23 protein-coding genes and 1 pseudogene are annotated in these 26,181 nt (G+C 43.2%); 2 read left to right on the top strand and 22 right to left on the bottom strand.

The features are described from left to right. Nucleotides 1-3: 3 nt before the first annotated feature. From rfbD to G610_RS0101410, 18 genes are all read right to left on the bottom strand, one after another. Nucleotides 4-885, bottom strand: a complete 882-nt coding sequence (rfbD, locus tag G610_RS0101495; protein WP_026523360.1) for a dTDP-4-dehydrorhamnose reductase — start codon at nucleotides 883-885, stop codon at nucleotides 4-6. Between the two features lie 64 nt (nucleotides 886-949). After that, entirely contained in the window at nucleotides 950-1,213 is a 264-nt protein-coding gene (locus tag G610_RS0101490; protein ID WP_026523359.1) for an HPr family phosphocarrier protein, read from the bottom strand. A gap of 17 nt (nucleotides 1,214-1,230) precedes the next feature. Further along, entirely contained in the window at nucleotides 1,231-2,580 is a 1,350-nt protein-coding gene (gene glmM, locus G610_RS0101485; protein ID WP_026523358.1) for a phosphoglucosamine mutase, read from the bottom strand. A 14-nt stretch (nucleotides 2,581-2,594) separates the two neighbouring features. Then, a complete protein-coding gene (locus tag G610_RS0101480; RefSeq protein WP_026523357.1) occupies nucleotides 2,595-3,887 on the bottom strand; it encodes a CdaR family protein in 1,293 nt (430 codons plus the stop codon). Continuing rightward, the gene (gene cdaA, locus G610_RS0101475) at nucleotides 3,884-4,765 is read right to left on the bottom strand and encodes a diadenylate cyclase CdaA (RefSeq protein ID WP_026523356.1); all 882 of its coding nucleotides are present in this window, start codon (nucleotides 4,763-4,765) and stop codon (nucleotides 3,884-3,886) included. The genes G610_RS0101480 and cdaA overlap by 4 nt, the downstream gene beginning before the upstream one ends. 6 nt (nucleotides 4,766-4,771) lie before the next feature. After that, nucleotides 4,772-5,737, bottom strand: a complete 966-nt coding sequence (locus tag G610_RS19290) for a hypothetical protein (RefSeq protein ID WP_035793915.1) — start codon at nucleotides 5,735-5,737, stop codon at nucleotides 4,772-4,774. Between the two features lie 4 nt (nucleotides 5,738-5,741). After that, nucleotides 5,742-6,131, bottom strand: coding sequence for a hypothetical protein (locus G610_RS0101465; RefSeq protein WP_026523355.1), 390 nt, complete (start codon nucleotides 6,129-6,131; stop codon nucleotides 5,742-5,744). A 7-nt stretch (nucleotides 6,132-6,138) separates the two neighbouring features. Continuing rightward, nucleotides 6,139-6,564: a flagellar protein gene (locus G610_RS0101460; RefSeq protein WP_026523354.1), complete on the bottom strand. Its 426-nt coding sequence runs from the start codon at nucleotides 6,562-6,564 to the stop codon at nucleotides 6,139-6,141. A gap of 29 nt (nucleotides 6,565-6,593) precedes the next feature. Next, the gene (locus tag G610_RS0101455) at nucleotides 6,594-7,307 is read right to left on the bottom strand and encodes a ComF family protein (RefSeq protein ID WP_026523353.1); all 714 of its coding nucleotides are present in this window, start codon (nucleotides 7,305-7,307) and stop codon (nucleotides 6,594-6,596) included. Beyond that, nucleotides 7,300-9,543 (bottom strand): SF1B family DNA helicase RecD2, encoded by a 2,244-nt coding sequence (gene recD2, locus G610_RS0101450; RefSeq protein WP_026523352.1) that lies wholly within the window; start codon nucleotides 9,541-9,543, stop codon nucleotides 7,300-7,302. Before recD2 ends, G610_RS0101455 begins: the two co-directional genes overlap by 8 nt. 92 nt (nucleotides 9,544-9,635) lie before the next feature. Next, the gene (locus G610_RS0101445; RefSeq protein ID WP_026523351.1) at nucleotides 9,636-10,010 is read right to left on the bottom strand and encodes a hypothetical protein; all 375 of its coding nucleotides are present in this window, start codon (nucleotides 10,008-10,010) and stop codon (nucleotides 9,636-9,638) included. Nucleotides 10,011-10,027: 17 nt separating this feature from the next. After that, a complete protein-coding gene (locus G610_RS0101440; RefSeq protein ID WP_026523350.1) occupies nucleotides 10,028-10,855 on the bottom strand; it encodes a flagellar hook-basal body protein in 828 nt (275 codons plus the stop codon). Nucleotides 10,856-10,944: 89 nt separating this feature from the next. After that, a complete protein-coding gene (locus G610_RS0101435; protein WP_026523349.1) occupies nucleotides 10,945-11,805 on the bottom strand; it encodes a flagellar hook-basal body protein in 861 nt (286 codons plus the stop codon). A gap of 54 nt (nucleotides 11,806-11,859) precedes the next feature. Next, on the bottom strand, nucleotides 11,860-12,852 hold the full coding sequence (locus G610_RS0101430) for a rod shape-determining protein (protein ID WP_026523348.1): 993 nt from the start codon (nucleotides 12,850-12,852) through the stop codon (nucleotides 11,860-11,862). A gap of 201 nt (nucleotides 12,853-13,053) precedes the next feature. Beyond that, entirely contained in the window at nucleotides 13,054-15,933 is a 2,880-nt protein-coding gene (gene uvrA, locus G610_RS0101425; protein ID WP_051197495.1) for an excinuclease ABC subunit UvrA, read from the bottom strand. Between the two features lie 77 nt (nucleotides 15,934-16,010). Further along, on the bottom strand, nucleotides 16,011-18,002 hold the full coding sequence (gene uvrB / locus G610_RS0101420; protein WP_026523346.1) for an excinuclease ABC subunit UvrB: 1,992 nt from the start codon (nucleotides 18,000-18,002) through the stop codon (nucleotides 16,011-16,013). Between the two features lie 221 nt (nucleotides 18,003-18,223). Then, nucleotides 18,224-19,258, bottom strand: a complete 1,035-nt coding sequence (locus G610_RS0101415) for a serine/threonine protein kinase (RefSeq protein WP_026523345.1) — start codon at nucleotides 19,256-19,258, stop codon at nucleotides 18,224-18,226. Then, on the bottom strand, nucleotides 19,255-19,872 hold the full coding sequence (locus tag G610_RS0101410; protein WP_026523344.1) for a hypothetical protein: 618 nt from the start codon (nucleotides 19,870-19,872) through the stop codon (nucleotides 19,255-19,257). Before G610_RS0101410 ends, G610_RS0101415 begins: the two co-directional genes overlap by 4 nt. A gap of 174 nt (nucleotides 19,873-20,046) precedes the next feature. Between G610_RS0101410 and G610_RS0101405 the strand changes: the two genes are divergently transcribed. Beyond that, complete coding sequence (locus G610_RS0101405; RefSeq protein WP_026523343.1) at nucleotides 20,047-21,873, top strand: DUF3298 and DUF4163 domain-containing protein; 1,827 nt, start codon at nucleotides 20,047-20,049, stop codon at nucleotides 21,871-21,873. A gap of 115 nt (nucleotides 21,874-21,988) precedes the next feature. On the opposite strand, the gene G610_RS19285 is transcribed toward G610_RS0101405, so the two are convergent. Then, nucleotides 21,989-22,375, bottom strand: coding sequence for a DUF4342 domain-containing protein (locus tag G610_RS19285; RefSeq protein WP_196808101.1), 387 nt, complete (start codon nucleotides 22,373-22,375; stop codon nucleotides 21,989-21,991). A gap of 179 nt (nucleotides 22,376-22,554) precedes the next feature. Here G610_RS19285 and G610_RS19280 point away from each other — a divergent pair, with 179 nt between their 5' ends. Beyond that, entirely contained in the window at nucleotides 22,555-23,433 is an 879-nt protein-coding gene (locus G610_RS19280) for a cation diffusion facilitator family transporter (protein ID WP_035796639.1), read from the top strand. Between the two features lie 50 nt (nucleotides 23,434-23,483). On the opposite strand, the gene G610_RS0101390 is transcribed toward G610_RS19280, so the two are convergent. From G610_RS0101390 to G610_RS23275, 3 genes and pseudogenes are all read right to left on the bottom strand, one after another. Then, nucleotides 23,484-25,037 carry a sodium/proline symporter gene (locus G610_RS0101390; protein ID WP_026523342.1) on the bottom strand — a complete coding sequence of 518 codons (1,554 nt, stop codon included), beginning with the start codon at nucleotides 25,035-25,037 and terminating at the stop codon, nucleotides 23,484-23,486. 115 nt (nucleotides 25,038-25,152) lie between these two features. Beyond that, nucleotides 25,153-25,746 (bottom strand): hypothetical protein, encoded by a 594-nt coding sequence (locus G610_RS0101385; RefSeq protein WP_026523341.1) that lies wholly within the window; start codon nucleotides 25,744-25,746, stop codon nucleotides 25,153-25,155. Nucleotides 25,747-25,901: 155 nt separating this feature from the next. Next, nucleotides 25,902-26,181, bottom strand: a pseudogene (locus G610_RS23275) (RNA-guided endonuclease InsQ/TnpB family protein); the annotation flags it as partial.

Here is a 26,181-nt window from a genome sequence, read left to right as displayed (position 1 = left end):
CCCTTATTTTAAGATGTATTCCTTCATGTATTTCTCAATTGCATCGTGCCAGTCAGCAAACATGAAATCGGAAGTAAGCTTAAGCATATAGTTCTCAAGAATTGAATATGCCGGTCTCGGTGCAGCCTGAGGATTCTTCTGAGCGTACTCAGCACTTGTAACATGATTAACATGTGTGCTCTTTCCGGCGATGCGGAAAATCTCCTCTGTGAAATCAGCCCAGTTGGTATCTCCTTCACAGGTACCATGGAAAAGACCGTAGTTCTCTGTTTCAAGAAGGAAATGAATCGCTCTTGCAAGCTCGTAGGTGCTTGTAGGTGTTCCAAGCTGATCGCATACAACGCTTACTTCATCAAGCTTCTCAGAAAGCCCCATCATAGTCTTAACAAAATTCTTACCATCACCGTAAAGCCATGCTGTTCTGATGGTGAAATATCTGCTTGCGAATTTCTCAACAAACTGCTCTCCGGCAAGCTTGGTAATACCATACTTGCTGACAGGGCCCGTCTGATCAAACTCTGTATAAGGACGTGTTCCGTTTCCCGCAAAAACATAATCGGTTGAAACATGCACAAGCTTTGCACCAACTTCACTTGATGCTATAGCAAGGTTTCTGGGACCGATGGCATTGATCTTATATGCCAGATCAACATCCTTCTCCTGTGCATCAACAGCAGTATATGCAGCGCAGTTGATAATAGCGTAGGGCTTTACCTCTCTTACGAGACCTGCAACCTTATCAACATTTGTGATGTCAAGGGGAGTTATACCCTCGCCTTCAAATACATCAGTATTTACCAGCTCATACTCTCCTGACTTACCAAGCTCAAGATTTATGGCTCTTCCTAACTGTCCATTACAACCTGTAACTATAAGCTTTTTCATATCTTACCCTTTCGATTCAAACTATACGGACGACAAAGCTGCCGTCCGTCAAATTTCAAAAATATTATTCTCCAAGACCACTCTCTATAGCAGCTACAAGAGCATCAAGTGCTTCCTGCTCATCAGGGCCTTCACATTTGAATTCAAGCTCATCTCCACACTTAATACAAGCTCCAAGTACACTAAGCACACTCTTTGCATTAGCAGAGTTGGGACCATACATAAATGTGATATGCGATTTGTAGTTCATCGCGACTTTACATAAATTCCCGGCAGGTCTAAGGTGCAGACCTGTAGGGTTCTTAATAACAACTTTTCTAGTAACCATAGTATAACCTTTTATAATCAGAGCATTACATTCTGTATAAGCTCAGCCAGTTTCTTTGCTTCTTCTTCAATTATCTTCTGATCCTTGCCCTCGATCATTACGCGGACAAGGGGTTCTGTGCCTGACGGTCTGATGAGAACTCTTCCGTCTCCGGCAAATTTCATCTCAAGAGCATCGATTGCATCTGCAATTTCAGGATACTCCATGTAGTGATCCTTCTTATGTGTAGGCACAGTAGCATTGTAAAGTGCCTGAGGCATAACCTCCATGACAGATGCAAGCTGTGAAAGCTTCTTGCCTGTATCCTTCATAACCTTAAGCAGGTGAAGGGCAGAGAGAAGTCCGTCTCCTGTAGTATTATCATCAAGGAAAATGATATGTCCTGACTGCTCACCGCCAAGGTTCGCACCAATCTCTTTCATTCTCTCAAGAACATATCTGTCTCCAACCTTAGTCTTCTCAATAGTGATGCCTTCGCGCTCACCCATCTTGAAAAATCCCAGGTTACTCATTACTGTAGCAACCACAGTATTATTCCTGAGCTCGCCGTTATCCTTCATGTGCTTTCCGATGATAGCCATAATCTCATCACCGTCGACCATCTTACCGTTTTCATCAACAGCAAGGAATCTGTCAGCGTCACCGTCAAAAGCAAGACCGATGTCAGCCTTTTCTGTAACTACGCGGCCCATAAGCTCTTCCATGTGAGTGGAACCACAGTTGGCATTGATGTTGGTTCCGTCGGGATTGGTGTGAATAGCGATAACATCAGCTCCTGTCTGTCTCAAGGTCTCAACAGAAGTATATGAGCTGGCGCCTTCAGCACAGTCCATTACAATCTTAAAGCCGTCGAGGTGAACATCAACACAGTGAAGGTTGTGATTTATATACTCTTCTTTTGCATCGGGACGGTTCTTGATCTTACCAATGCCTGCTCCTGTAGGCATCTTAACGCCTTCCATATTGTTGCGGATAAGCTCTTCAATCTCATCCTCCATGGCATCGGGAAGCTTAAAGCCCTGTCCGTCAAAGAATTTGATACCGTTGAATTCCATAGGGTTATGTGATGCTGAGATAACAACACCTGCATCTACCCTGTACTTCTTGGTAAGATAAGCAACTGCGGGAGTCGGAAGAACTCCTACGTTAACTACGTTAGCTCCTACTGAGCATGCGCCTGCCATAAGTGCTGCAGCAAGCATATCACCTGACAATCTTGTATCGCATCCAACCATAATAGTGGGTTTATGCTTATTCTCCTTAGACAGAACATAAGCTCCTGCCTGTCCAAGCTGCATAGCAAGAAGTGGTGTAAGCTCATCATTAGCTACGCCTCTTACTCCATCTGTACCAAATAATCTAGACATACTACCTCCAAAAATTACTCTTCTTTAGTCAATCTGACTGTTACTTCCGCAGAATCACTTGTGGTCACACCACCGGGCAGTGAAAGTGCAATAGTCGCACTATACTCTCCGGACAGATCATCCTGATCCTCTGCGTCATCTGTGAGACTTGAAACATCTATTGTTCCTGTAACCTCAGAGGCTCTTGTTCCTCTGATTGTTGCCTCAAGTCCTTTTATCTTGATTTTAAAGCTCTCAGTTTCATCTGATACTATCTCTGCCTGATAGCCTTCAGGAACATTCATAAGCTCTACCTGACCAAAAGGTATCTCGAGCTCATTTTCAAGGGTTGCTTCGATATGTGCAACAACTGTAGCTATTCCGTTGAAGTCCTCATCACCAAATGATACGTTGCCGGGCAGATATCCGGACAGATCTATGGTAGCTGTAAGGTCTCCTGTAAGTCCTGTAATATCAAGTGATGTATCTGCTACAATGATTTCTTCAATCTTGTTAAGCACCGACTGTCTGCCTGCAAGGAGAACTGATTCCGGATTGGCTTCAACTTCTCCTGTAGCAGCATAACCATCAGCTGCAACTCCTGAAACCTGATAAATTACAGGTACTCTCTTTGTAGCAAGGATAGTTACATTAACACCTACCGATGTACTGCTGAGCTTCAGATTATCCTTCGGAATCTCCTCACCGTCTGCATCATAAAGATGAATCTCGGCATTGGTTCCGATGTTGGTGGTATAACCAGTAACCTCTACATTAACCGATGCTGTGGCAACACTTCCAACTACAGATTCTGCTCCCGTGATTCTGATCTGGTTCTGATCAGTAACAACATCTCCAATTATATACCCATCAGTCAAGCTACCTGTTGTAGCCGCAGAAATGGCGATTGTCTTTGAAGCGCGATTCTCGATATTCAGAAGCACCTTATCGCTGCTTCCGGCAATGCTCTGTATCTGATTGCTGTACTTATTGGTGGAAAGCTGAATCTGAACTTCATAAGCACCATCAACGCTTTTGGTCTCCTCAAGATCCGCAACAGCCACAATATTATCTCTGTTAAGTGAATCAACAATTGACCTTGGAGCATAAACAGTAACGGTAGATAGAAGATCGGAATCCTCAAGTATCTCGTACACCTTGTTTTCATCGGTAATGCTGTTGGCATTCCGTAGCTGTACGGATATATTACTGAATCTGACCGAATCTACCGGATCATTGATATTTGTAACCAGGAACCAAAGTAAAGCGGCAAAGAGCAGCGAAGCAATCTTTAGGCCCCAGTTGGCTGTCAAATTGAACTTCTTCATTTCGCCTTTCCTTTCCCCTTTTTGCCCGGCATTATCTTTTTCTTTTTATCCTTTTTACCATCAGCTGCCTTATTCTGAATCTGTCTGAGTCTCTCTTTGAGAGCATCACTGTCGAGAGCTCTCTCAAGCTCACCCATATAAGCCACGCTGATCTTACCTGTCTCCTCAGAAACTATGATAGTCAGAGAATCTGTAACCTCAGATACGCCAACGCCTGCACGGTGTCTTGTTCCAAGCTCTTTTCCCAATTCCATATTGTCTGAAAGCGGAAGGTAACATGTGGCTGATGTGATCCTGTCGCCCCTTATGATAACTGCACCATCATGAAGCGGTGTGTTATGCTCAAAAATATTGATAAGGAGCTGACTTGTAACTATGCCATCCACATCAATACCTGTGCGCTCATATTCACTAAGTGATGAAAGCTGCTCTATAACAATAAGGGCACCTGTTCTGACCTTGGCCATCTCAACGCATGCTCTTACTATCTCATTTATGGTCTTGTCCGAAAACCTGCCTTCTTCAGTTGCTTCTGAAAAATTGAACAGTCCGTGGAAAAAATTTCTCCTTCCGATTCCTTCAAGTGCTTTTCGCAGCTCAGGCTGCAGGATGACAACCATGGCTGTTACGGCAATTCCGAATACATTCTGTACGATCCACAAAATAGTGGTCATATTGAAGGCTGCCGCAATAACGATAAACACAATAATAACTACGACCCCTTTTAGAAGGGACCATAGTCTCGTTGTTTTCGCCCAAACCAAAATATGATAGATCAGGAAAGCTATGATCAACATCTCAATGACGTCGAGAGCTCTCACTGTCGGCATATGCAAGCTGGTCAGATTATTTTCAAGGAAAAATCCTATCTGTTGCATTTAAATTCACTCGCCTCTGTCTCTACCTCTGTAATCACGACTAACGTTTGACTGGTTAATCTTTTTTACCTGCGGAGCCGGAGTTGAAACCGAAACCTTCGGAACCGCTTTTACATAATAATAATATTCATCATCCTCAAACTGGACTTTCTCAATTCTGGTGTAGTCCAGATTAAATGCAAAGAACTGAATAACAAAAAGTATAAGCACTGCGATTATGGACTTAAGTATAATGCCAAGGAATGAAAGCTCTGTAGTATAGATAAGATCAGCTATAAGAAGAGCAATCACATCTGTGATGGCACCTGCGATGATGGCAATTGTCCAGGAATAATCGACAGACATTCTTCTGATAATGTAAACAACCGCAAGGGTAAGTGCAAAGCATGCCACATACATCCACATCTGCTTATTGGCAAGAAGCTCGGATATGATAGCCTGGAACTGAGTAGCCTTAGCCTCCATATCAGACGCAGTAAGCGCAGTTGCATTCCCCGAAAAGTATGAAATCATAAAAGCTACGATGACACCAAATGACATGGAAATAATGGATACGGGTGATCCGAGAAGTCCAAGAGCTATGGGCATCACATAGGGAAGTCCCAAATAAAAAGCCATTGGTGTAAGCATTACTGCGAGAGTGTCCTTCGGTGAAAATCTGAAATACAGAAGAAACATCATAAGAAAAACAATAAGTGCCACTACCGCACAGGGAAGTGAAAGCTTATATAAATGCGCAAGTATAAAGCCTGTTGACAACAAAACCATGAAATTCGACGGCATTATTGAACACAACAAAGAAGCCATCAAAAGAATTGGCAGCTTCATGAGACTAGTCTGATATCCGATCTTGTTGCCTATCATTGTGAAGGCCATCAGTGCAAGAAAAAACTTCCAGACATAGGTAATATAGATTTCAAATTTTATATAGAAACTCTTGATATATTCTCGTAGTTCAAGTAAAGACGTCATTTTATTATTCCTTTTCGTACATTCTTCCTAATTTTTTGAGGCAGCCGTAATATGCCCTCATGCTTCCACGCATCTTACGATACCGGATGGAATATATGATGAACGAAATCACTGAATATATAACTACAAGAGCAATGTAGTACACAAGATATTTCTTGGCTGTAGCCATAATGTCCGTATTATAAATATCCTGTAATACATCAGAAAAATGATACATCACATAGGCAGCGACCAGTATCAGATATACAATAGTGGCACTCAAGATTGATTTAAGTACCTGAAATCCAACATAGTCGCTGCGAAAGTATGTATTTATTGCGTTATTCTTTTTCCCCTCATGCTGCTGATATGCAGCCATCCTGGTCATCAGGATCACTCGCTCCTCGTTTAGCATAATCTCCTCACGTCTTCAGGAACTTCATTCCTGAGGTTGAATCAGAAGGCTTCTGCTTCTTGGCAAGTTCTGCTGCCAAAGCCTGCTGACGCTGCTGAACCGTAGCATTCAGTGCATTGGTAACAGTAGCCTTGCACTTTGCGCAAAGTCTTCCTGTCTGAATCCTTGCTCCACAGTTCTCACAGGTAATCTGAATGGGTGAATTCTCTGTAAACATGAGTCTCTCTTCAAGAATCCACTTCTTAAGCTGTTTTGTAGCAACTTCGCAATCTTCAGAAATCTGCTTAAGGCCGCTTCCGGGATTTTCTTCGATATACTTCTTAACTTCCTGGAATTTCTCCTCAATCTCTTTCTTGCAGGCATCACATATCACTTCGCCTGCAATGTAATTGAACATCTTACCGCATCTGGCACAATTCTTGATATTACTCATATTAACCTCCTACTGTGGTGATTATATAATTACACAACCTGGCCTATCGCAAGTGTTACAAAACAGATCCGTTCGACACCCATTCGTCGGAACTCTTTTGCTACAGCATCGATGGTACTGCCTGTTGTATAAATGTCATCAATAAGGATAATACACTTAAATTTTACATCATTTCTTCTTATATTAAAAGCTTTTTTCAAATTGGAGCGGCGTCCCTGCTGGTCCAAAAGCTTCATGGGGACTGTGTTTCTGGTCCTAATTATAACATTTTCATAAACTGGAACGTCGCAGGCTTTGCCTATTGCCTTCGCAAGAACTGCCGCCTGATTGTAGCCTCTTTTTCTCATCTTGGCGGCATACATAGGTATCGGTATTATGGCATCCGGGTTAATGGCTTTTATGGTACTTCCAAGATACTTCTTTGCTTTCTCTGCATAGAAATCCGCATACTCCCTTCTGCCTGCATATTTAAACCTGTATATCGAACCCGAAACAGATCTGTATCTGAAAATCGAATAACCTCTGTCAAAATAGTGGGTAGTCTTTACACAATCATCGCAAAACTCCCTGGTCTTATCCTTTATGGGCTTACCGCATTTCATGCAGGTGGTTCTGCCAACGGGCCTTATCTTCTTTTCACATCTCTCATGAATCAGCTTCTCGCCGTGGCGAAGTACATCATCGCACACGGGACATCTTCTGGGATACAGCAGCGAAATAACAAAATCTGCTGCCTTATTCATGTAGCTTCATAGCCTCCTCGATTCTGGTTCGCAGCCCTGTATATCTCTTTAGCTGTTCTTCGTTATCTATCATCTCCTGAACTGTGCTGTCACTTCCAAGTACCACAACGCAGCTCCTTGCACGGGTCACTGCCGTATAAAGCAGATTCCTGTTAAGCAGCATCCTGGGACCACCAAGGAGCGGCAGAATAACAGCCGGGTACTCAGACCCTTGGGATTTGTGGATTGTGATGGCGTATGCCAGCTCTAACTCATCAAGCTCAGAAAAAGGATAGGTTACGCATCTTCCCTCATCGAACTCAACTGTCAGCTCACGCATAGGGTTATTGATCTCTTTAATAAATCCCATATCGCCGTTAAAGACACCCATACCGCTGTCCGTAGGAATGCCGTATTTTCCAAGCACTTCCCACTCTGCCTGATAGTTGTTTTTTATCTGCATTACCTTGTCGCCCTCTCTGAAAAGGCGCTCACCATAGGTGTACTCTCTCTTTTTGTCATCAACAGGATTAAGGTATTTCTGCAGAACAACGTTCAGTGTTTCCGCGCCAAGGGGGCCTCTCTTCATTGGCGTAAGCACCTGAATATCCCCGCTTGTGGCATTCACATAGCCCGGCAGTTTTTTCTGGATCAGCTCAAGCATGTGCTTGTATATGACATCCGCATTATCTCTTTTTAGGAAAAAGAAATCCTTACTCTTATTGTCCATTGTGATATGCTCGCCCTTTTTAATGTGGTGAGCATTCATTACAATATCGCTCTCCTTGGCCTGTCTGAATATCTTCTGAAGTATAAGCGTAGGAAAAGCTCCTGTGGAAATAATGTCCGACAGCACCTGTCCGGGTCCCACACTTGGAAGCTGGGAGCTGTCGCCCACAAGGATAAGATGAGTCCCGGGAATTACTGCCTTTAAAAGCGCATTAAAAAGATGCATGTCAACCATGGACATCTCATCAATTATGATTGCATCCGCTTCAAGGGGATTCTCCGCATTTTTATCAAAATGAATCCTGTCTCTGCTCTTTTCTCCGTTATCGTCAGAGGCAGGCATTCCGCCCACTCCCAAAAGTCTGTGTATAGTCTGGGCTTCATACCCTGTAGCTTCTGTCATGCGCTTTGCGGCTCTTCCTGTGGGAGCTGCCAGAAGAATATCCATCTGCTCCTGAGCATAATACTGAATAATTGTATTTATTGTGGTGGTCTTTCCTGTTCCAGGGCCTCCCGTTATGATAACAACGCCGTTTTTGGCACTAGCCATAACAGCTTTTCTTTGAAGTTCATCAAGCTCTATGCCTCTGTCCTTCTCGATAGACTTTATCCTTTTTATCAAAGCAGCATCATCTGATGTGACTTCACTTGTAAGATCAAGATTAAGACCTGAAAGCATGGCAGCTATGGACTGCTCCTCATAATAATATGTGGATGCATATACCGCATCATCCCTTAGCACAAGCTTTCTCTCAACCATAAGGTTGTCTATCTGGGTATCGATCAGATCCTCTTCCACCTTAAGAAGCTCCTTGCTTTTACTAAGAAGCATTTTTCTTGGAAGATAACTGTTTCCGTCGGAAGCAGCTTCAAGAAGCGTATAAAGAATACCGCTCCTTACACGATAATCCGAATCTACACTGATTCCCACTCTTGATGCGATCTCATCTGCTGTTTTAAATCCGACGCCTTCGATATCATCTGCCAGTCTGTAGGGATTCTCCTTCATAATCCTATAGACCTGATTGCCGTATTTATCAAAAATCTTCACCGACAAAGTATTGGAGATTCCGTAGCCTGCAAGGAAAACCATGGCTTCGCGCATGTCTCTTTTATCTGCCAGCTGAATTGCAATATCTCTTGCCTTCCTCTCGCTGATACCCTTAATTTCAGCAAGTCTCTCAGGCTCGTCTTCTATTATTCTGAAGGTATCGGCGCCAAACTTTTTCACGATACGTCTTGCCATTGTCTCTCCGATACCCTTGATCGCACCTGAGCCAAGGTATCTCTCTATTGACTCTGCATCATCCGGCACAGATACTTCGTAAGAGCTTACTTTTATCTGCTCTCCATATACAGGATGCTCTGTAAGCTCACCCTCTATCTCGAGGGTATCACCTGTATCCACATCCAAAAATGTGCCGACACAGGTAATCTCCTCACCATCCGAGATAAATACCATTACCCCATAGCCATTCTCGCTGTTCCTGTATATAAAATGGTCTATATATCCTTTTATTTTTTCCATACTTTCTTCCCTGAAAATTTATCCTGTAACATAAAACGAGCTGCCACTTTTTCTAAAAAACATGGCAGCCCGTGGATTATCTTTGAAATGAATTATAAATTGTAATTCCTCTTCATATTCTCATACAACATCTGTGCAAGGCCCGTGCTCTGCTTGTCTGACTGAAGTGAAGATACTTCCTGAATGGTCACATCCTTAAAGTAGTCTACAAGCGTGCCCATTGAACCGGACTCATCCTTGCTGAATACCTTTGCTGTCTTTTCATACCCCTTATAGATCTGCTCCATAAAATATGCTTCAAACTGCTTACAGGCATCCATAAGTTCCTTGTCAGCCTGAGCCTTGTCCTCATCGGTCTTGATCGTTCTGATCCTGGAAGCTGCTGAATTGACTTTATCAACCTGAGCCTGACCGCTGGCATATTGTGATATTCCCGACAGATTCATTGAATTCATGTCTAATGCCATATCATCATCCCCTTAGATTATCTCTTGAGCTGGTTAGCTGTCTGCATCATCTCGTTAGTAGTTGTGATTGCAGTTGAATTCATTTCATATGCTCTTTGTGCAACGATAAGATTAACCATCTCGGTAGCAACGTTTACGTTTGATCCTTCAAGGTATCCCTGAACGATAACACTTCTTCTGATTCCCTGGGTGGTTGCCTCCGGAAGAGGATCACCACTGGCGGGTGTTACTGAGAAGCTGGTGTCACCTGTTCTCTCAAGACCTTCCGCATTTCTGAACTGGAACAGAGCTATCTGTCCAACATCCACACGCTCCTGATTGGCATCAAGATAATATAATGCACCTTCCTGATCGCAGGTGATATCTGTTGCCTTTACGGTCTCATCTGTTACAACAATAGGACCGCCGTCTATTCCAAGAACCGGATTACCTTCTGAAGTTGTAAGCTCCAATGTATTCTGCTCTGTAAGAGCCCAAACGAAATTACCGTTTCTGGTATATCTCGTATTTGCTTCGTTGATATTCTGAGCATCTACGGAATATGCAAAAAATCCGTCACCCTGAATTGCGAATGCAGAGCTTGAATCATTATCCTGCAAACTGCCCTGTGTGAAAAATGAATTGATAGATGATACTCGTACACCAAGACCTACATCTGAATTAACCGGAGATCCTGTATTCTGAACTGTCTTTGTCTTAAGCTCCTGGTAAAGAAGTGACTTAAACTTTGCACTCTGTGCCTTATAACCTGCCGAATTAACATTCGCCAGATTGTTGGCTATAGTATCAACATTTGTCTGCTGCGCATTCATTCCTGATGCAGCTGTCCATAAGCTTCTTACCATATCGTTGCCTCCTAGTTCGTGTATACCCTCAAAAAAACACGCACCTTACCGTTTATTATTTCGTCACATTATTCTGAAATCTTTAGCCTTTATCCATTAATTTTTCCAAGCTGTGTAACAGCAATATTAAGGGTATCATCTTCAGCCTGCATCACTTTGGAATTAGTCTCATAATTCCTTTGAATCGAAATAATGCTAACCATCTCATCAACAACGCTGATATTAGATTTTTCCAAAAATCCCTGATTAACGGTAGCATTAGCCTCGGCTGCTGTGAGGCTCACCACCTGCGCAGGACCGTCGCCTATAATAAAGGCATTATCCTGGTATCTCTGCAAAAATTGGGGATTATCAAATCTTGCAACCTGAATAGTAGTGATGGTATTTCCGTTCTGAGAAATATTACCATCCTGCAATATTGTAGTTTCTTGTGTTGGATCAACCTGAATGGGATTGTTGTTGACATCCAGGACATTGTTACCCTCACTGGTGACCAAATAGCCATCCTGTGTAAGGGTGAACGTTCCGTCTCTGGTATATTTGATAAGTGCTTCTCCCTGAGTAAAGTCAGATGCATAGGAAGTAGCAAAAAAGGCATTTCCTCCGGCTCCCATATTATCATTAACGTCAGCCGAATTCTTATCAGGGAGATTATTATTAATCGCCAGGTCAAAGGTATTGCCTGTGGATTCGAGGCCTCCCTGTTCAAAGTTAGTATATGATCCGGCAAGCTTAACACCGGGATTTATAAGGCCGAGTCTACGCGCGGTCCAGGGCGCATCAGTATAATCCTTGATCTTAAGTCCTAAAAGATCACGGAAAGACCTACTGACTGAGCGTTCCTCCTTGAAACCTGTAGAATTCGCATTTGCAAGGTTGTTCGTCTGGATGTCCATGCGATTCTGCTCGTTAACCATACCTGTATACGCCGTGTACAGCCCTTTTACCATATACTCTTACCCCTATTAAATTATTTTTTAGGTAGTTCTGCTCTCGCTAAGTGTTCAGTTTTCTCTGTAACCAGCAAGGAACTCAACATATCTGCCGGTGCCGATGGCAACTGCTGTCATGGGATCCTCTGCAGTTACAGTGTTGATGCCTGTCTTGGAAGCGATAAGGTCATCAAGTCCTCTAAGAAGACTTCCGCCACCTGTAAGCACAATACCTCTATCTGCAATATCAGCAGCAAGTTCCGGAGGAGTCTTCTCCAAAACGCTGTGAATAGCTTCTACGATCTGAGCTGTTGTCTCTCTGAGAGCTTCCTCTGTCTCTTCTGAAGATACCTTAACAGTCTTGGGAAGACCTGTTACAAGGTTACGTCCTCTTACATCGAGATAGTCTGCCTCTGCTCTGGGATATGCTGCACCAATCTTAATCTTGATATCCTCGGCTGTTCTCTCACCGATAAGAAGATTGTGCTTCTTACGCATATAGCGAACAATAGCTTCATCAAAATCATCACCGGCGATCTTAACTGAAGTACTTACAACAGTTCCGCCAAGTGAAATAACAGCGATATCAGATGTACCGCCACCTATATCTACGATCATGTTGCCGCAGGGCTTTGTAATATCAATACCTGCGCCGATAGCTGCCGCAATAGGCTCCTCAATGATACGAACATCTCTGGCACCTGCCATAAGAGTCGCATCCTCAACCGCCTTACGCTCTACTTCTGTAACTCCACTGGGTACACATACAGCGATAAGAGGCTTTCTGAAGGTTCTGTGTCCGATAGCCTTGGTGATGAAATACTTCATCATCTGCTCTGTTACTTTATAATCTGAAATAACGCCCTGTCTGAGCGGTCTAACTGCAACAATATTACCGGGTGTACGACCAAGCATAAGTCTTGCGTCTTCGCCGATAGCCTTAATCTTCTCAGTGTCTCTGTCATAAGCTACAACTGAGGGCTCTTTAAGCACAACACCCTTTCCACGGATATATACAAGAATGCTGGCTGTTCCTAAATCGATTCCTATATCTGTATACTGCATTTACTCTATTACCCCTTTCTAAAGGTCAAAAGCGCATAATCGCTCACATTAACTGTCATCAAACCATAATTCAATGCAATTATAAACCAAAGGGCAATATTTTGAAATACCAAACACAAAAAAATCATATTAAGGCTAAACTACCTCATAGAGAGTATCGACAACTCTTTATAAAAACTTTATACTTTATATGATATTTTTTTAATCCTTTTCCAGCATTCTTTTGATGTATGCCCCGGTATAGGATTCCTTGCACTTCGCAACCTTCTCCGGAGTTCCGCAGGTAACCACGGTTCCGCCTCCGGATCCGCCTTCAGGTCCCATATCGATGATGTAATCACCGGTCTTAATAACATCCAGGTTGTGTTCGATGACAACCACAGTGTTGCCTGCATCTACAAGATCGTGGAGAATCTTAACCAGCTTCTGGACATCAGCAAAATGAAGTCCTGTTGTGGGCTCATCGAGAATATAAATAGTCTTACCGGTGCTGGCCCTTGAAAGCTCTGTTGCAAGCTTGATTCTCTGCGCCTCACCACCTGAGAGTTCAGTAGAGGGCTGACCAAGCTTTACATAACCAAGACCCACATCATAGAGTGTCTTTATCTTGCGCTTGATGGTCTTAATATTTTCAAAGAAAGGAAGCGCTTCTTCTACTGTCATATCAAGGACATCATAGATGCTCTTTCCCTTATATTTAACCTCAAGAGTCTCCCTGTTATATCTCTTGCCTCCGCAGACCTCGCAGGGTACATAAACATCAGGAAGGAAGTGCATCTCTATTTTGATGATACCGTCACCGCCGCAGGCTTCGCAGCGTCCGCCCTTTACATTGAAGGAGAATCTGCCCTTCTTATATCCTCTTGCCTTGGCATCGGGAGTTCCTGCAAAAAGATCTCTTATCATGTCAAAGACACCGGTGTAGGTAGCAGGGTTAGACCTCGGTGTTCTTCCTATAGGAGACTGGTCAATAGCTATAACCTTATCAAGCTGATCTATACCATCAATACCCTTGTGCTTGCCGGGGATACATCTTGCTCTGTTAAGATCCCTTTCAAGATGCTTATAGAGAATCTCATTTACAAGAGAACTCTTACCGGATCCTGAAACACCTGTAACTATGGTAAGTACTCCCAAAGGGAACTTTACATCGATATTCTTAAGGTTGTTTTCCTGGGCACCCTTTACAGTAAGCCAACCAGTGGGCTTCCTTCTGGTACCCGGAACCTCTATTTTCAAATTACCTGAGAGATACTTGCCTGTTATGGACTCAGGGACCTTCATAATATCCTCTGCCGTACCAACAGCAACGATCTCACCGCCATGGGAACCCGCTCCCGGTCCCACGTCTACAATGTAGTCAGCGGCACGCATGGTATCTTCATCATGCTCAACCACAATAAGTGTGTTTCCAAGATCTCGCAGATTCTTAAGTGTATTAAGAAGCTTGTCGTTATCTCTCTGATGAAGACCGATACTTGGCTCATCCAGGATATAGCATACTCCGCAAAGTCCCGATCCGATCTGAGTAGCCAGACGAATTCTCTGAGCTTCACCACCTGAAAGAGTTCCTGTAGCTCTGGACAGAGACAGGTAATCCAGACCTACATCTATAAGGAAACCAACTCTTGCTCTTATCTCTTTAAGAACCTGGGCACCAATCATCTCCTGCTGCTTTGTAAGAGATAGATTCTGAAGATAATCACTGAGTTCACCTATGGACATGGAAGTGATCTCAAAAATATTCTTATCGTCAATGGTAACCGCCAGAGATTCGGGCTTAAGTCTCTGACCCTTACAAACAGCACAGGGAGTTATTCGCATGTACTGTTCATACTCTGCCTTTTGCTGCTCGGAATAGGTCTCGCGATATCGCTGCTCGACATTTTTTACAAGTCCGTCGAAGGTTATGGGATATTTACCCTCACCTCTCTGACCCTTATATTCAACGGTAACCTCTCTGTCGGCGCCGTTTATCAGCATATCCTGAACCTTGGCAGAGAGCTTTTCAAAAGGAGTATCAAGCTTAAACTTATATTCCTTGGCAAGAGCCCTCAGGATAGCATTGGTAAAGCTTCCTTCCTTCGAAGAAGATGCCCAGCCAGTCACCTGAAAGCACCCTTCATTAATAGAAAGACTCTTATCAGGGATCATGAGGTCAGCGTCAAATTCCATCTTGTAGCCAAGACCTGTACACTCAGGGCAAGCGCCAAAGGGATTATTGAAGGAAAAACTTCTGGGTGCTATCTCCGGAATACTTATTCCGCAATCAGGGCAGGCAAAATTCTGGCTAAAGCTCATGGTCTTGCCATCTATTACATCAACATCAAGAAGCCCCTCTGCAAGATTCAAAGCACTCTCAATTGAATCCGTAAGTCTGCCTCTCATCTCATCTGGATTATCTCTTATGATAAGTCTGTCCACGATGATCTCTATGCTGTGCTTAATATTTTTATCAAGCTTGATCTCTTCCGAAAGGTCGTACTGGCTACCATCAACACGTACACGTACAAAACCCGCACGCTTAGCTCTGTCAAAAACCTTGGCATGTTCACCCTTCCTGCCACGGACAACCGGTGCAAGAACCTGGAACTTGGTTCCTTCAGGAAGAGAGAGAATCTGATCTGCCATTTCATCAACGGTCTGTCTTCTGATCTCACGACCACAATTAGGACAATGAGGTATACCTATACGGGCATATAAAAGTCTGAAATGATCATAGATCTCCGTTACTGTTCCCACTGTGGATCTGGGGTTCCTGTTGGTGGATTTCTGATCGATGGAGATCGTGGGAGATAGTCCGTCAATCTTCTCAACATCAGGTTTATCCATCTGTCCAAGGAACATTCTTGCGTATGAAGACAGTGACTCCATATATCTGCGCTGTCCTTCAGCAAAAATAGTGTCAAAAGCAAGGGATGATTTTCCCGAGCCCGAAAGACCTGTAAAAACAGTAAGAGTCTCCCTTGGAATATTTACATCAACGTGCTTTAAGTTGTGCTCATTGGCGCCTCTTACCCTGATATAGTCGTGGATATCCGTAGGTAAAATACGCTTGGATGAGGTGTTTTCTTTTGTCATGTGTGAATTATCTTCTCTCATAATGCTCCTTATGGCATCTCATTTAGCCTGAAAATTCTGTAAGTTCCGATGGGGCGTCATTTTCCGCCTGTAAGCTCAAGTAAGTTCTTCTTAAGGTCAATCATCTGATCACGCAACATTGCTGCTGACTCGAAGTCCAGCTCAGCGGCTGCCTTCTTCATCTTCTTCTGAACTTCTCCAATAAGCTTCTCCAGCTCATCTCTGTTCATGGACTCAGGATCCTTCTCAAACTGTACCTCCTGTTTTGCAACAGCTTTGCTGATACTGATAAGATCTCTGACTGCCTTCTTAATAGTCTGAGGTGTGATACCATGCTCATCATTGTACTGCTGCTGAATCTTCCTTCTGCGCTCTGTGATCTCTATGGCGTTCTTCATGGAGTCCGTCATATTGTCCGCATACATTATAACGCGGCCTTCAGCATTTCTCGCAGCTCGTCCGATGGTCTGAATAAGTGACGTCTCAGAACGAAGGAAGCCCTCCTTGTCGGCATCGATTATGGCAACAAGTGAGATCTCAGGAATATCAAGTCCCTCCCTCAGAAGGTTGATTCCCACAAGAACATCAAAAACATCAAGTCTCATATCCCTGATGATCTCTGCTCTCTGAAGAGTATCTATATCGGAGTGCATATACTTTACTCTGATTCCTGTCTCTGCCAGGTACTCAGTAAGATCCTCAGCCATCTTCTTGGTAAGCGTCGTAACAAGAACCTTGTTCTTCTTATCAGTCTCTTTATTGATCTCCGTAATAAGATCATCGATCTGACCTTCCACAGGTCGTACCGAAATCTCAGGATCAAGAAGTCCCGTAGGTCTTATTACCTGCTCTGCTCTAAGAAGCTCGTGCTCCTCCTCGTAAGGGCCGGGCGTCGCAGAACAGAAAAGCATCTGATCTATACGTGACTCAAATTCTTCAAAATTAAGAGGTCTGTTATCTAAGGCTGACGGAAGTCTGAAGCCATAATCCACCAGCGTATTCTTACGGGATCTGTCTCCGTGGAACATAGCACCTATCTGCGGAATCGTCATGTGGGACTCATCCACTATAATAAGGAACTCTCCGTCAAAGAAATCCATAAGCGTAAGAGGCGTTGCCCCGGGCTCCATGAAATTCAGATGTCTTGAATAGTTCTCAATACCGGAGCAGAAGCCTGTCTCTCTTAGCATCTCCACATCAAAATTAGTGCGCTCCGCAATACGCTGAGCCTCTATAAGCTTATCCTCGCTCTTGAAAAATCTGACACGTTCCTCAAGCTCAGCTTCTATATTCTTGCAGGCAAGATTGATCTTCTCCTGAGGCACAACATAGTGTGACGCAGGATAGATCATTACGTGAGATAGTTCTTTTTTTACAACTCCCGTTACAGGCTCTATCTCGCAGATTCTGTCTATCTCGTCGCCAAAAAGCTCTATTCTGATCAGATAGTCATCTGCCTGAGCAGGGAAAACTTCTATGGTATCTCCGCGAACCCTGAAATTACATCTGTTTATATCAAGATCATTCCTGTCATACTGAATAGCCACCAGGTCTCTGATAATATCGTCCCTGCTTTTCTCCATACCGGGACGCAGCGAAATAGACATACCCTTGAATTCCTCGGGGCTACCAAGACCATATATGCAGGAAACACTGGCTACAACTATGACATCCTTCCTCTCAGTAAGGGATGCCGTAGCAGACAGTCTAAGCTTATCGATCTCATCATTTATGGAAGAATCCTTGGCTATATAGGTGTCTGTCTGAGGAACGTAGGCTTCAGGCTGATAGTAGTCATAGTATGAAACAAAATACTCAACCGCATTCTCAGGAAAAAATTCCTTGAACTCACCGTAAAGCTGTCCTGCCAGAGTCTTATTATGGCTGATAACAAGCGTAGGCTTATTAAGTGCCTGAATTACATTAGCCATGGCAAAGGTCTTACCCGAACCGGTAACACCCTGCAGGGTCTCAAACTGATTACCGCTTTTAAATCCATCCACCAGTGCTTTAATAGCCTGAGGCTGGTCGCCTGTAGGTTTGTAATCTGAACGTAATTTAAAGTCCATATTTATAAAAGCTCCCTATTATGCAATGCAAAAATCATCAAAAGCCTTAAACCACGCACATTTCCATACTTCTAAGCAAGTTTTGACTGCGCAGCATACTACCTATAGTTTACTATTTAGCGAAGCTAATGTCCACTGATTTTAGAACATTCGTTCTATTCCGCACCAGGTCTGTTTTCTCATACTAATTAAAGATTTCTATTACAAATTCTGCCTGATTTCTAAAAATCTATCGTATCGCAGGTCTTTACTATATCCAGGAAAAGCCCCGGTTTTTCAGGCATTTTCCCATCTTCAGACTTCTTTCCAAACAAAATCCCGGCTTCACCCATTATCCTATCACTGTTCCATATAAGTCTCCCAAGAAGCACACTGATAATTCCATATATCGCACTGATTTTCCCCATAAAAAACATAAGGATAAACACACCTGACAAAACAAATAATATAAAGCCCACAATTAGCCCTGCCGCTATAAAGCGCTTCCTTTTTGCAGCATTCTTTTCACATGAAAGAAGCGCAGCCTTAACCTCTCTACAGCTACAATATCTTGCACTCTTCCTTGCATCAGTACATCTTTCTATGACCTTCTTTAGCTCATCTAAAATAAATCCATCCCTGCAATCCTCCTTTAGTACCGCATCAAGGGTTCTCCCAAGAAGATAAATATCTGTCTGCATGCTCTCACTAACAAGACCGCCGTACTGTTCAGGAGCCGCATATCCTTTTGTACCTGCACCGTTTGCCGAATCTGCAACATCGCCGTCATTATAGCCACTAAGAATTCTTGCAGTTCCAAAATCAATTAAACAGATTTCACCGGACTGCCCTAGCATCACGTTAGATGGCTTTAGATCAAGATAAAGCACCCTTGGAAAGCCCTCGTGAAGGCTGGTCAGAATATCACACAGAGCCGTTCCAAGCTCTATGGTTTTCTTAGCATCAAGCTCCTTTTTTCCAAAGGTTCTGCCCTTAATATATTCCATCACATAGAAGGAATCGCCCTTTCCAAGGAGCCTTGGAACACCCTTTACGCCTTTGTCTTTAAGCGCCTCCAAAATACGCATCTCACCAAGGAGTTGTCTTTTTGCCTCGAATAGAGCATCCCCTCTTTTAGAATCCGTAAGCATTTTTACTGCAACAGCCCTGCCATCAGCCACGCTTCTCCCAGCGTACACTTTGCTCATCCCGCCTTTTCCAATGCATTCATCCATTATGTAGTTTTTGCCGTCATAAGTAGTAATTTTCATTTTCATCTGATGCACAGCGCCGCAGCACTGCGAGGTCTCTCCTCTCCCTTCCCAATAAGGCTCCGGGACATAAAGCCCAGCGCATATTCCATATATTCACTGTCCACACACATCTGGGGGCTCAGGTTCCCAATAATCTCTCTGTCAGATAATCTCTCTGAATATGAGTCCGTAGAAATCAGAATAGTGCAACCTTCCGTAAGTCTTCCTTTTAGTCCAAATGCCTCTTTATGAAAATATCCATCTCCGGGCCTATCAATTATTTTCTTATTCCTTACTCCAATTTTTGCAATTTGCCTGCCGCAATTACTCAGGATAAAATAATCGGCTCCGCGAAAGAACATAATGCTCAGCTTATTTTTTGAAGAAAGCCTCTTATCGAAAAATAACTCTTTGCAGCTATCATATAAATCCGAAGGCTCGACCTCCTCGAAGATCTCTTCTAAGGTTCTTATAACGTGGTCACTTAGCTTTGCTCCCCTCCTGTTTTTAGAAAAAGGAGTACAAAGAGCCATCATAACAACATTTTCTTCGCCCACGCGCCTTCCTTTTATCATAAGGCCGTCAGAATTCTCAGCATACGCACCATGCTCACGGACTACCGCAGCATAATAATTCATACTAATTTCCTTTCAAAACAAATTGAAAAATATTCGGTGAATCACCGAACTGAAAAACCAAGAATAAAGATATGCGAATGAATATACACAAAAATTATCCGGTTGTAAATACCCTTTAGAAAAACTACAATAAACTCGAGATTTATTCCTCACTTAATAACAAGGAGAAAATTTATGAAAAAAGCACTTGCCGTACTTTTATGTACAACTCTTACAGCTGCATCCTTAAGCGGCTGTGGTATGATTGGGAAACTTACCGGTTCATCTAATGATACAGATGCAGAATCAGAAGGATCAAGTTTTATAAACAAGATCAAGGATGGTCTGTCTGAGGAGTCAGGAGAAACAGCGGAGGAGTCTGCAGAAACAGTTACAGAAGAGCCTGAATCTGAAACAGAAACATCAACTGATACAGAAGCGGAGGATCAGCAGAATAAAGATACCGCAGATGATACTGCAGCAGATGAAAACGATACAGCTTCTGAGTCTAAGCTCAAAACACCTACCTACAAAATAGCCAGAAAGTATTTTACATACACATACGATGGTGATCTTAAATTCAGTAATCCGGAAAACGACTACGCTAACGGTGTTCTCATCACTGCTCAAGATGCCTTTGTAGTCATGGATGACAATTGCAAAAATGATTATCCGGAGCTTTACAATGCACTTAAGGAAAGAGCTCAGGTAAAATCAAGTTCAGGCTTTGATGACTGGGCAGCTGAAGCTAAAGGCCAATACGAGGACGCCATTCAAAATGATTACTCTTTCTTTGGCCCCTGGACCATGACGCAGGATTACTATTTGACAAGGTCCGATGAGACAGTTCTTAGCATTTACGACTATTCCAGCGATTACCAGGGCGGTGCCCATGGAATGTACGGTGCTGTCGGTATAAACTACGACGTGCAGACAGGAAAAGAACTCACACTGAGTGATGTTGTGCAATATTCCAAGGAAGAACTTGATAAAATTATTAAAGAAAAGCTCTATGAACTTCCTGATACAAACGATGGATACTGGGAGCTTGATGAAACATTGGCAAAATACAAACTTGATGCTTCTGATTCAAATGATGGGTATAACTACAAGTGGTATCTAAGTAACGATGGGCTTCATATAATTTTCAATCCTTATGAAATCGCTGCCTATGCATACGGCATGATAGAGGTTTCCATGGGCTATAACGAGTATGACGGTCTCATAAATGAAAAGTTCATGCCGGAGGAAGGTCGCGGATACATATCCCACTCTGACATCGGTCTCTACAATGCAAAATGGGCAGGTGACATAAAGGTGCGACACCTGGAATTCGAAGGCACAGAAGACAATGAATACGGCGATTATGCCGAGAGTCTTTCACTTGTTGATGGAGATAAAAAGGTCACTGTTCCCGCAAGCTTTGAAGTGGACTACGACAGCATCGTCACCTACAATGTTAAAACAGATGACGGAAAAGAATATATCTATGTTACAGTCCCTGACTACAATGACTATTATGCTCTTTTCGTATTTGATGTTTCAGGAAACGAATTCAAGGCTGCTGAGCCGGAGTACTTCCACTATGCAGGAGAGGATTACGGCAACGATTACTTCGCAGAAGCCCTCTTATCCGATCCTGACAACATGCCCTTTGCCATTGTTTCAGACTGCTTTGGAACAATGAACATCTACAACAGCTACAAAGTTGGCGATGATGGAAAGCCGGTACCTACAGAGCCTGTCTACACTGTTGGTTCCTACTGCTCTCCGAATGCCAAGTCAAACTCATACATAAAGGGCGACATCGTGGATGAAGACGGAAACGTCATCAACGCCGACGAAATCATAAAAAGCGGCGAAACCTTCGAGCCTATAAAAACCGACAACAAGAGCTATGTGGACTGCAGACTTGGGGATGGCAGAATCGTCCGCCTTACACTTACGTCAGCATCTTATCCTGTTTCAATCCGGGAAGGTGAGCTTGAAAAGGTATTTGATAACATAGTTTATGCAGGCTAAAAGCCGGGTTCAGGCCATTTACCCTGACAATTAAATCTCGTAACATGGAAAAACTCCGATGCTTCAATCGATGAAACACCGGAGTTTTTATTTGGAGTCTTTGTATTAGGAAGACTTATTTAACTTCGTCTGTTGAGCCGTCCTTGTGAACAACCTCAAGCTTGCATCCAAGACCAAATGCTGCTACAGCGCCTGCGATAAGTGCCCAGGGAGCAGCTGCAAGACCAAGAACGCCACCAATAATACCAACATTTACAGGAACGCTGAGAACGATTTCATCATCCTTGCGAATCTGGATTCTGTCAACGTTTCCTTCCTCAACTGTCTTCTTAAGCTTATCGATGAGACCCTTAATGTCCTCACCGATATCCTTTGTGTCAGGCTGAATGAGCTTAATTGCTTCATCAACATTTCCTTCGGTTCTCTCAAGCGCATCCTTAGCAACCTTGTACTCAACGCCTGTAAGCTCCATTACCTTTTCGATTGCCTCTAATGTAATCATTCTTTTCTCCTCTCTGCAAAGCATCGTCTTTGCAAACAAAATTTTTTCAAATCCATTAACCATAATTGGTTTTCTTATGATTGTATTATATGACAACTCTGGTGTATGTTATACATATAATAGAGCAAATAATTTAAATTTATTTTACTTATTTTGAAAAATAGCTCAGAGGTGTCATCATGGATGAACAGACTTTGATAAGAAAAATGTCCAGAGTGGGTGTACTTGGCAACATTGTACTGGCAGCATTTAAGCTGATCGCAGGCATTCTTGGAAAATCCGGGGCCATGGTATCGGATGCTGTGCACTCACTATCCGACGTTTTGGCAACAATAATTGCATATATCGGCGTGAAACTGGCAGGTCAGCAGGAGGATGCTGAGCACCCCTATGGCCACGAGAGATTCGAGTGCGTTGCATCACTTATTTTGGGGCTTATCCTTGCAGGCACAGGCCTTGGCATAGGTTATAACGGCATCAAAATGCTTCTTTTTGAAAAGTCAGCAATCGAAGTACCAACCATGCTGCCTCTTATCGCTGCTATCGTATCAATCGCAGTAAAAGAGGGAATGTTCTGGTACACCATGCACTACGCAAGAATCCTGGACTCACCTGCTTTCAAAGCTGATGCCTGGCACCACCGCTCAGATGCGTTATCATCAGTTGGTTCCTTCATAGGTATAGGTCTTGCAAGGCTTGGTTTTCCCTTCATGGATCCAATCGCAAGTATACTTATATGCGCTCTGATTCTAAAGGTAGCCTACGACATTTTAAAGGATGCCCTGAATAAAATGCTGGATACATCCTGCGATGCCACATACGAAGGGAAGCTCCGGTCCTTTATTTTGGAACAGCCCGGCGTCCTTGGAATAGATCTTCTCCATACAAGACAGTTTGGAAATAAGATTTACGTAGACTTAGAGATCACCGTTCAGCGAGATATCACATTGGTTTATGCCCACGCCATTGCAGAGCATGTTCACAGTAATGTAGAGAAAAATTTCCCTAACGTAAAACACATAATGATACACGTTAATCCCGAACCGGCAAAAGATTAAAAAAAGCAGCACACATAGCTCCTTGCCATGTGTGCTGCAATTTTATATCATCAGCTCATTTTTGACACATGCTCAAACTCTTCCGTAATCTTATCTGAAGGTGCAGGAGTGATAAGGCTCACCACCACGATCACGATAAGCGCTACAAGGAAAGCGGGTGCAAGTTCGTAGAGATCCCAGACACCGCCCATAGGACGAACCACGTACTTCCAGATAAATACCATGGCGCCGCCAACGATCATACCGGCTACTGCGCCGAACTTATTGGTGCGTTTCCAGTAAAGTGACAAAAGCATAATAGGTCCAAACACTGCTCCGAAGCCTGCCCATGCAAAGGATACGATTCCGAATACCGAACTGCCGGGATTCCATGCAATTACTACGCCAAGAATGGCTACCGCAATAAGTGTTGCTCTTGCTGTAAGCATAGCTGCTGCCTCTGACAGATTGATTCCAAAGGTCTCCTGAATCAGGTTCTCTGATACTGATGATGAAGCTGCTATAAGCTGTGAATCTGCTGTAGACATGGTTGATGCCAGGATTCCTGCAAGAACCATACCTGCAAGAAGTGCAAATATAAATCCGTGTTCACTTATCTGTCTTGCAAGAACTACGATAAGAGTCTCAGCAAGGGATGAGCTTGTGGGATTTTCAGGATCAATGAGGTTTTCAAGAACGCCGCCTGTTGTCATTGCTCTGCCTACTACTCCGAGAACAACAGCGATTCCAAGGGAGAAAACAACCCATACAGATGCGATTCTTCTTGAAAGCTTAAGCTCGCTGGATTTTCTGATAGCCATAAATCTGAGAAGAATGTGCGGCATTCCGAAATATCCAAGGCCCCAGCAGAACATTGTTATCTTATTAAAAATACCATAGGGATTAGCTGCATTTGCCACATTGTCGTGGGTTGCACTCATGTTAAGGAATCCGGGAAGACTCTGTGCATTTGCGATTACATTGCTAGCACCGCCTGCTGTTACAACGCCGTATCCAAGTACGAAGAAAAGTGCAACAGTCATGACTATTGACTGGATAAAGTCAGTCTTGGATGCAGCAAGGAATCCGCCTGTTGTGGTGTAACCAACGATGATTACAGCAGATGCGATCATTGCCAGCTGATAATTGATTCCGAAAAGTGATGAGAACAACTTTCCGCAGGCTGAGAATCCTGAAGCTGTGTAAGGTACGAAGAACACGATAATGAACAGAGCACCGATACAGAGCAGGATATTGTTTTTATCATCAAATCTCTTTTTGAAATAATCAGGTATTGTGATGGCATCAAGCTTCTCTGTGTAGTTACGAAGCCTCTTCGCTGTAAAAAGCCAGTTCAGATATGTACCTGCGATAAGACCAAGGCAGGTCCAACCGGCATCAGCTATTCCGGAAAAATAAGCAAGTCCCGGAACACCCATCAAAAGATAAGAACTCATATCGGAAGCCTCTGCGCTCATAGCTGTAACGAAGGGACCGAGCTTTCTTCCTCCAAGATAGAAATCCTTAACATCATTTGTGGATTTGGAAGCGACGAATCCGACAAGAAGCATGCCTGCCAGATAGACCAGAATCGAGATAATAATTCCTAATTGCGATGTAGACATAATTTCCTCCCCAAAAAACTTTTTTAGTAGTTTACCACAATAAAGTGATGAAGTATAGACCCAAATTTAAAGCCCCGATCATTTCTGAACGGGGCCCATAAAAGTCAATATAATCTTATTTAATCAGCTTATTTGCTACTCTCTTCTCGTTAATACCAAATGTATTGTAGTGCTCAAGGAGCTTTGCAGGATCTGCGCCAAAGGCTTCCTGAAGATCCTTATAATTGGTGTAGTAGTTGTAAGCATTAAAATCTGCTGTGTTGCCACTGAAGGTCTTGAGCGCATTTATCTGTGCTTCCTGCTGTGCCTTAAGAGCAGCTGCAGCGGGATCGGGATTCTGCACATAAACCTCTATGCAGTCGTGATGATCATAGGTAGTTCCATCTTCATCAGTTGAATAAAAATGGAAGAATACATTCTTGGTTGTCTCATCGGGACCGATATGAAGTCTCACATACTCAGAGCCCTTCTTGAAGGTGCACTCCATATATGTGCCCTTACTGGTATGGTCGCCAATGTAATAAGTATAGTCGGTATTAGCTCTTACCCAGACATCCTTATAGGTTCCGGCATCCATCTTGAAAACTGTTTCGCCAAAATCAAAATAATCAGGAATCTCACTGTAAGCAAGTGCCGTATTGCTTGTCAGAGCAAAAAGAAAAAGTGCTGCAGAAAAAGTACATAAAATACGTTTTACGATTTTTTTCATAAACTCGTCCTTGCCCCTCAGATAGACAGGGTATTTCCTTTCTTATAAATGTAGTCGGCAGTTATTACATCTCTATTATAGCTTTGGCATAATGCTTATGCACATTAAATTTTCATGAACTACCTCCACCGACTCTGCGTCGGAAGAGGTTTCTGTTATGCCGCAGAGCGGCATGAACCTTTGGAATGCTTAGTGCATCCCAAAGAACAGGGCATGTCCACTATGCCCCTATCCCATTGGGTTACCTTTGGGAATACTTTTCTTAAGATATTGGCAGCTCCGTTTATGTCTGCATTTGTTATTGTCCCATCGTAGTGCCTGTAAAGTCCACGTTTTATCCTTTTTCCGGAAAAAACATAGTCAGCATTACTTCCCTTTTTATACACAGGAATCTCATCCATCGCAAGAAAATCCGCTTTGGATGTATAGCTCTCT

Origin of the sequence: Butyrivibrio sp. MB2005 (assembly GCF_000424285.1) — a bacterium.
Taxonomy (GTDB): Bacteria; Bacillota; Clostridia; order Lachnospirales; family Lachnospiraceae; genus Butyrivibrio.
The sequence above is the reverse complement of the archived record's forward strand: the minus strand, read 5'-3'. Positions and strand labels throughout refer to the sequence as shown.

Bases quoted from the DNA above. Each gene is read 5' to 3' on its own strand.
- G610_RS0101440 (WP_026523350.1), bottom strand. From the start codon at position 10,855: ATGGTAAGAAGCTTATGGACAGCTGCATCAGGAATGAATGCGCAGCAG.
- cdaA (WP_026523356.1), bottom strand. From the start codon at position 4,765: ATGCAACAGATAGGATTTTTCCTTGAAAATAATCTGACCAGCTTGCAT.
- G610_RS0101480 (WP_026523357.1), bottom strand. From the start codon at position 3,887: ATGAAGAAGTTCAATTTGACAGCCAACTGGGGCCTAAAGATTGCTTCG.
- G610_RS19285 (WP_196808101.1), bottom strand. From the start codon at position 22,375: ATGATTACATTAGAGGCAATCGAAAAGGTAATGGAGCTTACAGGCGTT.
- G610_RS0101405 (WP_026523343.1), top strand. From the start codon at position 20,047: ATGAAAAAAGCACTTGCCGTACTTTTATGTACAACTCTTACAGCTGCA.
- G610_RS0101385 (WP_026523341.1), bottom strand. From the start codon at position 25,746: ATGAAAAAAATCGTAAAACGTATTTTATGTACTTTTTCTGCAGCACTT.
- G610_RS0101455 (WP_026523353.1), bottom strand. From the start codon at position 7,307: ATGAATAAGGCAGCAGATTTTGTTATTTCGCTGCTGTATCCCAGAAGA.
- G610_RS19280 (WP_035796639.1), top strand. From the start codon at position 22,555: ATGGATGAACAGACTTTGATAAGAAAAATGTCCAGAGTGGGTGTACTT.
- G610_RS0101390 (WP_026523342.1), bottom strand. From the start codon at position 25,037: ATGTCTACATCGCAATTAGGAATTATTATCTCGATTCTGGTCTATCTG.
- G610_RS19290 (WP_035793915.1), bottom strand. From the start codon at position 5,737: ATGACGTCTTTACTTGAACTACGAGAATATATCAAGAGTTTCTATATA.
- rfbD (WP_026523360.1), bottom strand. From the start codon at position 885: ATGAAAAAGCTTATAGTTACAGGTTGTAATGGACAGTTAGGAAGAGCC.
- G610_RS0101415 (WP_026523345.1), bottom strand. From the start codon at position 19,258: ATGAAAATGAAAATTACTACTTATGACGGCAAAAACTACATAATGGAT.
- G610_RS0101435 (WP_026523349.1), bottom strand. From the start codon at position 11,805: ATGGTAAAAGGGCTGTACACGGCGTATACAGGTATGGTTAACGAGCAG.
- G610_RS0101430 (WP_026523348.1), bottom strand. From the start codon at position 12,852: ATGCAGTATACAGATATAGGAATCGATTTAGGAACAGCCAGCATTCTT.
- uvrB (WP_026523346.1), bottom strand. From the start codon at position 18,002: ATGGACTTTAAATTACGTTCAGATTACAAACCTACAGGCGACCAGCCT.
- recD2 (WP_026523352.1), bottom strand. From the start codon at position 9,543: ATGGAAAAAATAAAAGGATATATAGACCATTTTATATACAGGAACAGC.
- G610_RS0101465 (WP_026523355.1), bottom strand. From the start codon at position 6,131: ATGCTAAACGAGGAGCGAGTGATCCTGATGACCAGGATGGCTGCATAT.
- glmM (WP_026523358.1), bottom strand. From the start codon at position 2,580: ATGTCTAGATTATTTGGTACAGATGGAGTAAGAGGCGTAGCTAATGAT.
- uvrA (WP_051197495.1), bottom strand. From the start codon at position 15,933: ATGACAAAAGAAAACACCTCATCCAAGCGTATTTTACCTACGGATATC.
- G610_RS0101490 (WP_026523359.1), bottom strand. From the start codon at position 1,213: ATGGTTACTAGAAAAGTTGTTATTAAGAACCCTACAGGTCTGCACCTT.
- G610_RS0101460 (WP_026523354.1), bottom strand. From the start codon at position 6,564: ATGAGTAATATCAAGAATTGTGCCAGATGCGGTAAGATGTTCAATTAC.
- G610_RS0101410 (WP_026523344.1), bottom strand. From the start codon at position 19,872: ATGAATTATTATGCTGCGGTAGTCCGTGAGCATGGTGCGTATGCTGAG.
- G610_RS0101445 (WP_026523351.1), bottom strand. From the start codon at position 10,010: ATGGCATTAGACATGAATTCAATGAATCTGTCGGGAATATCACAATAT.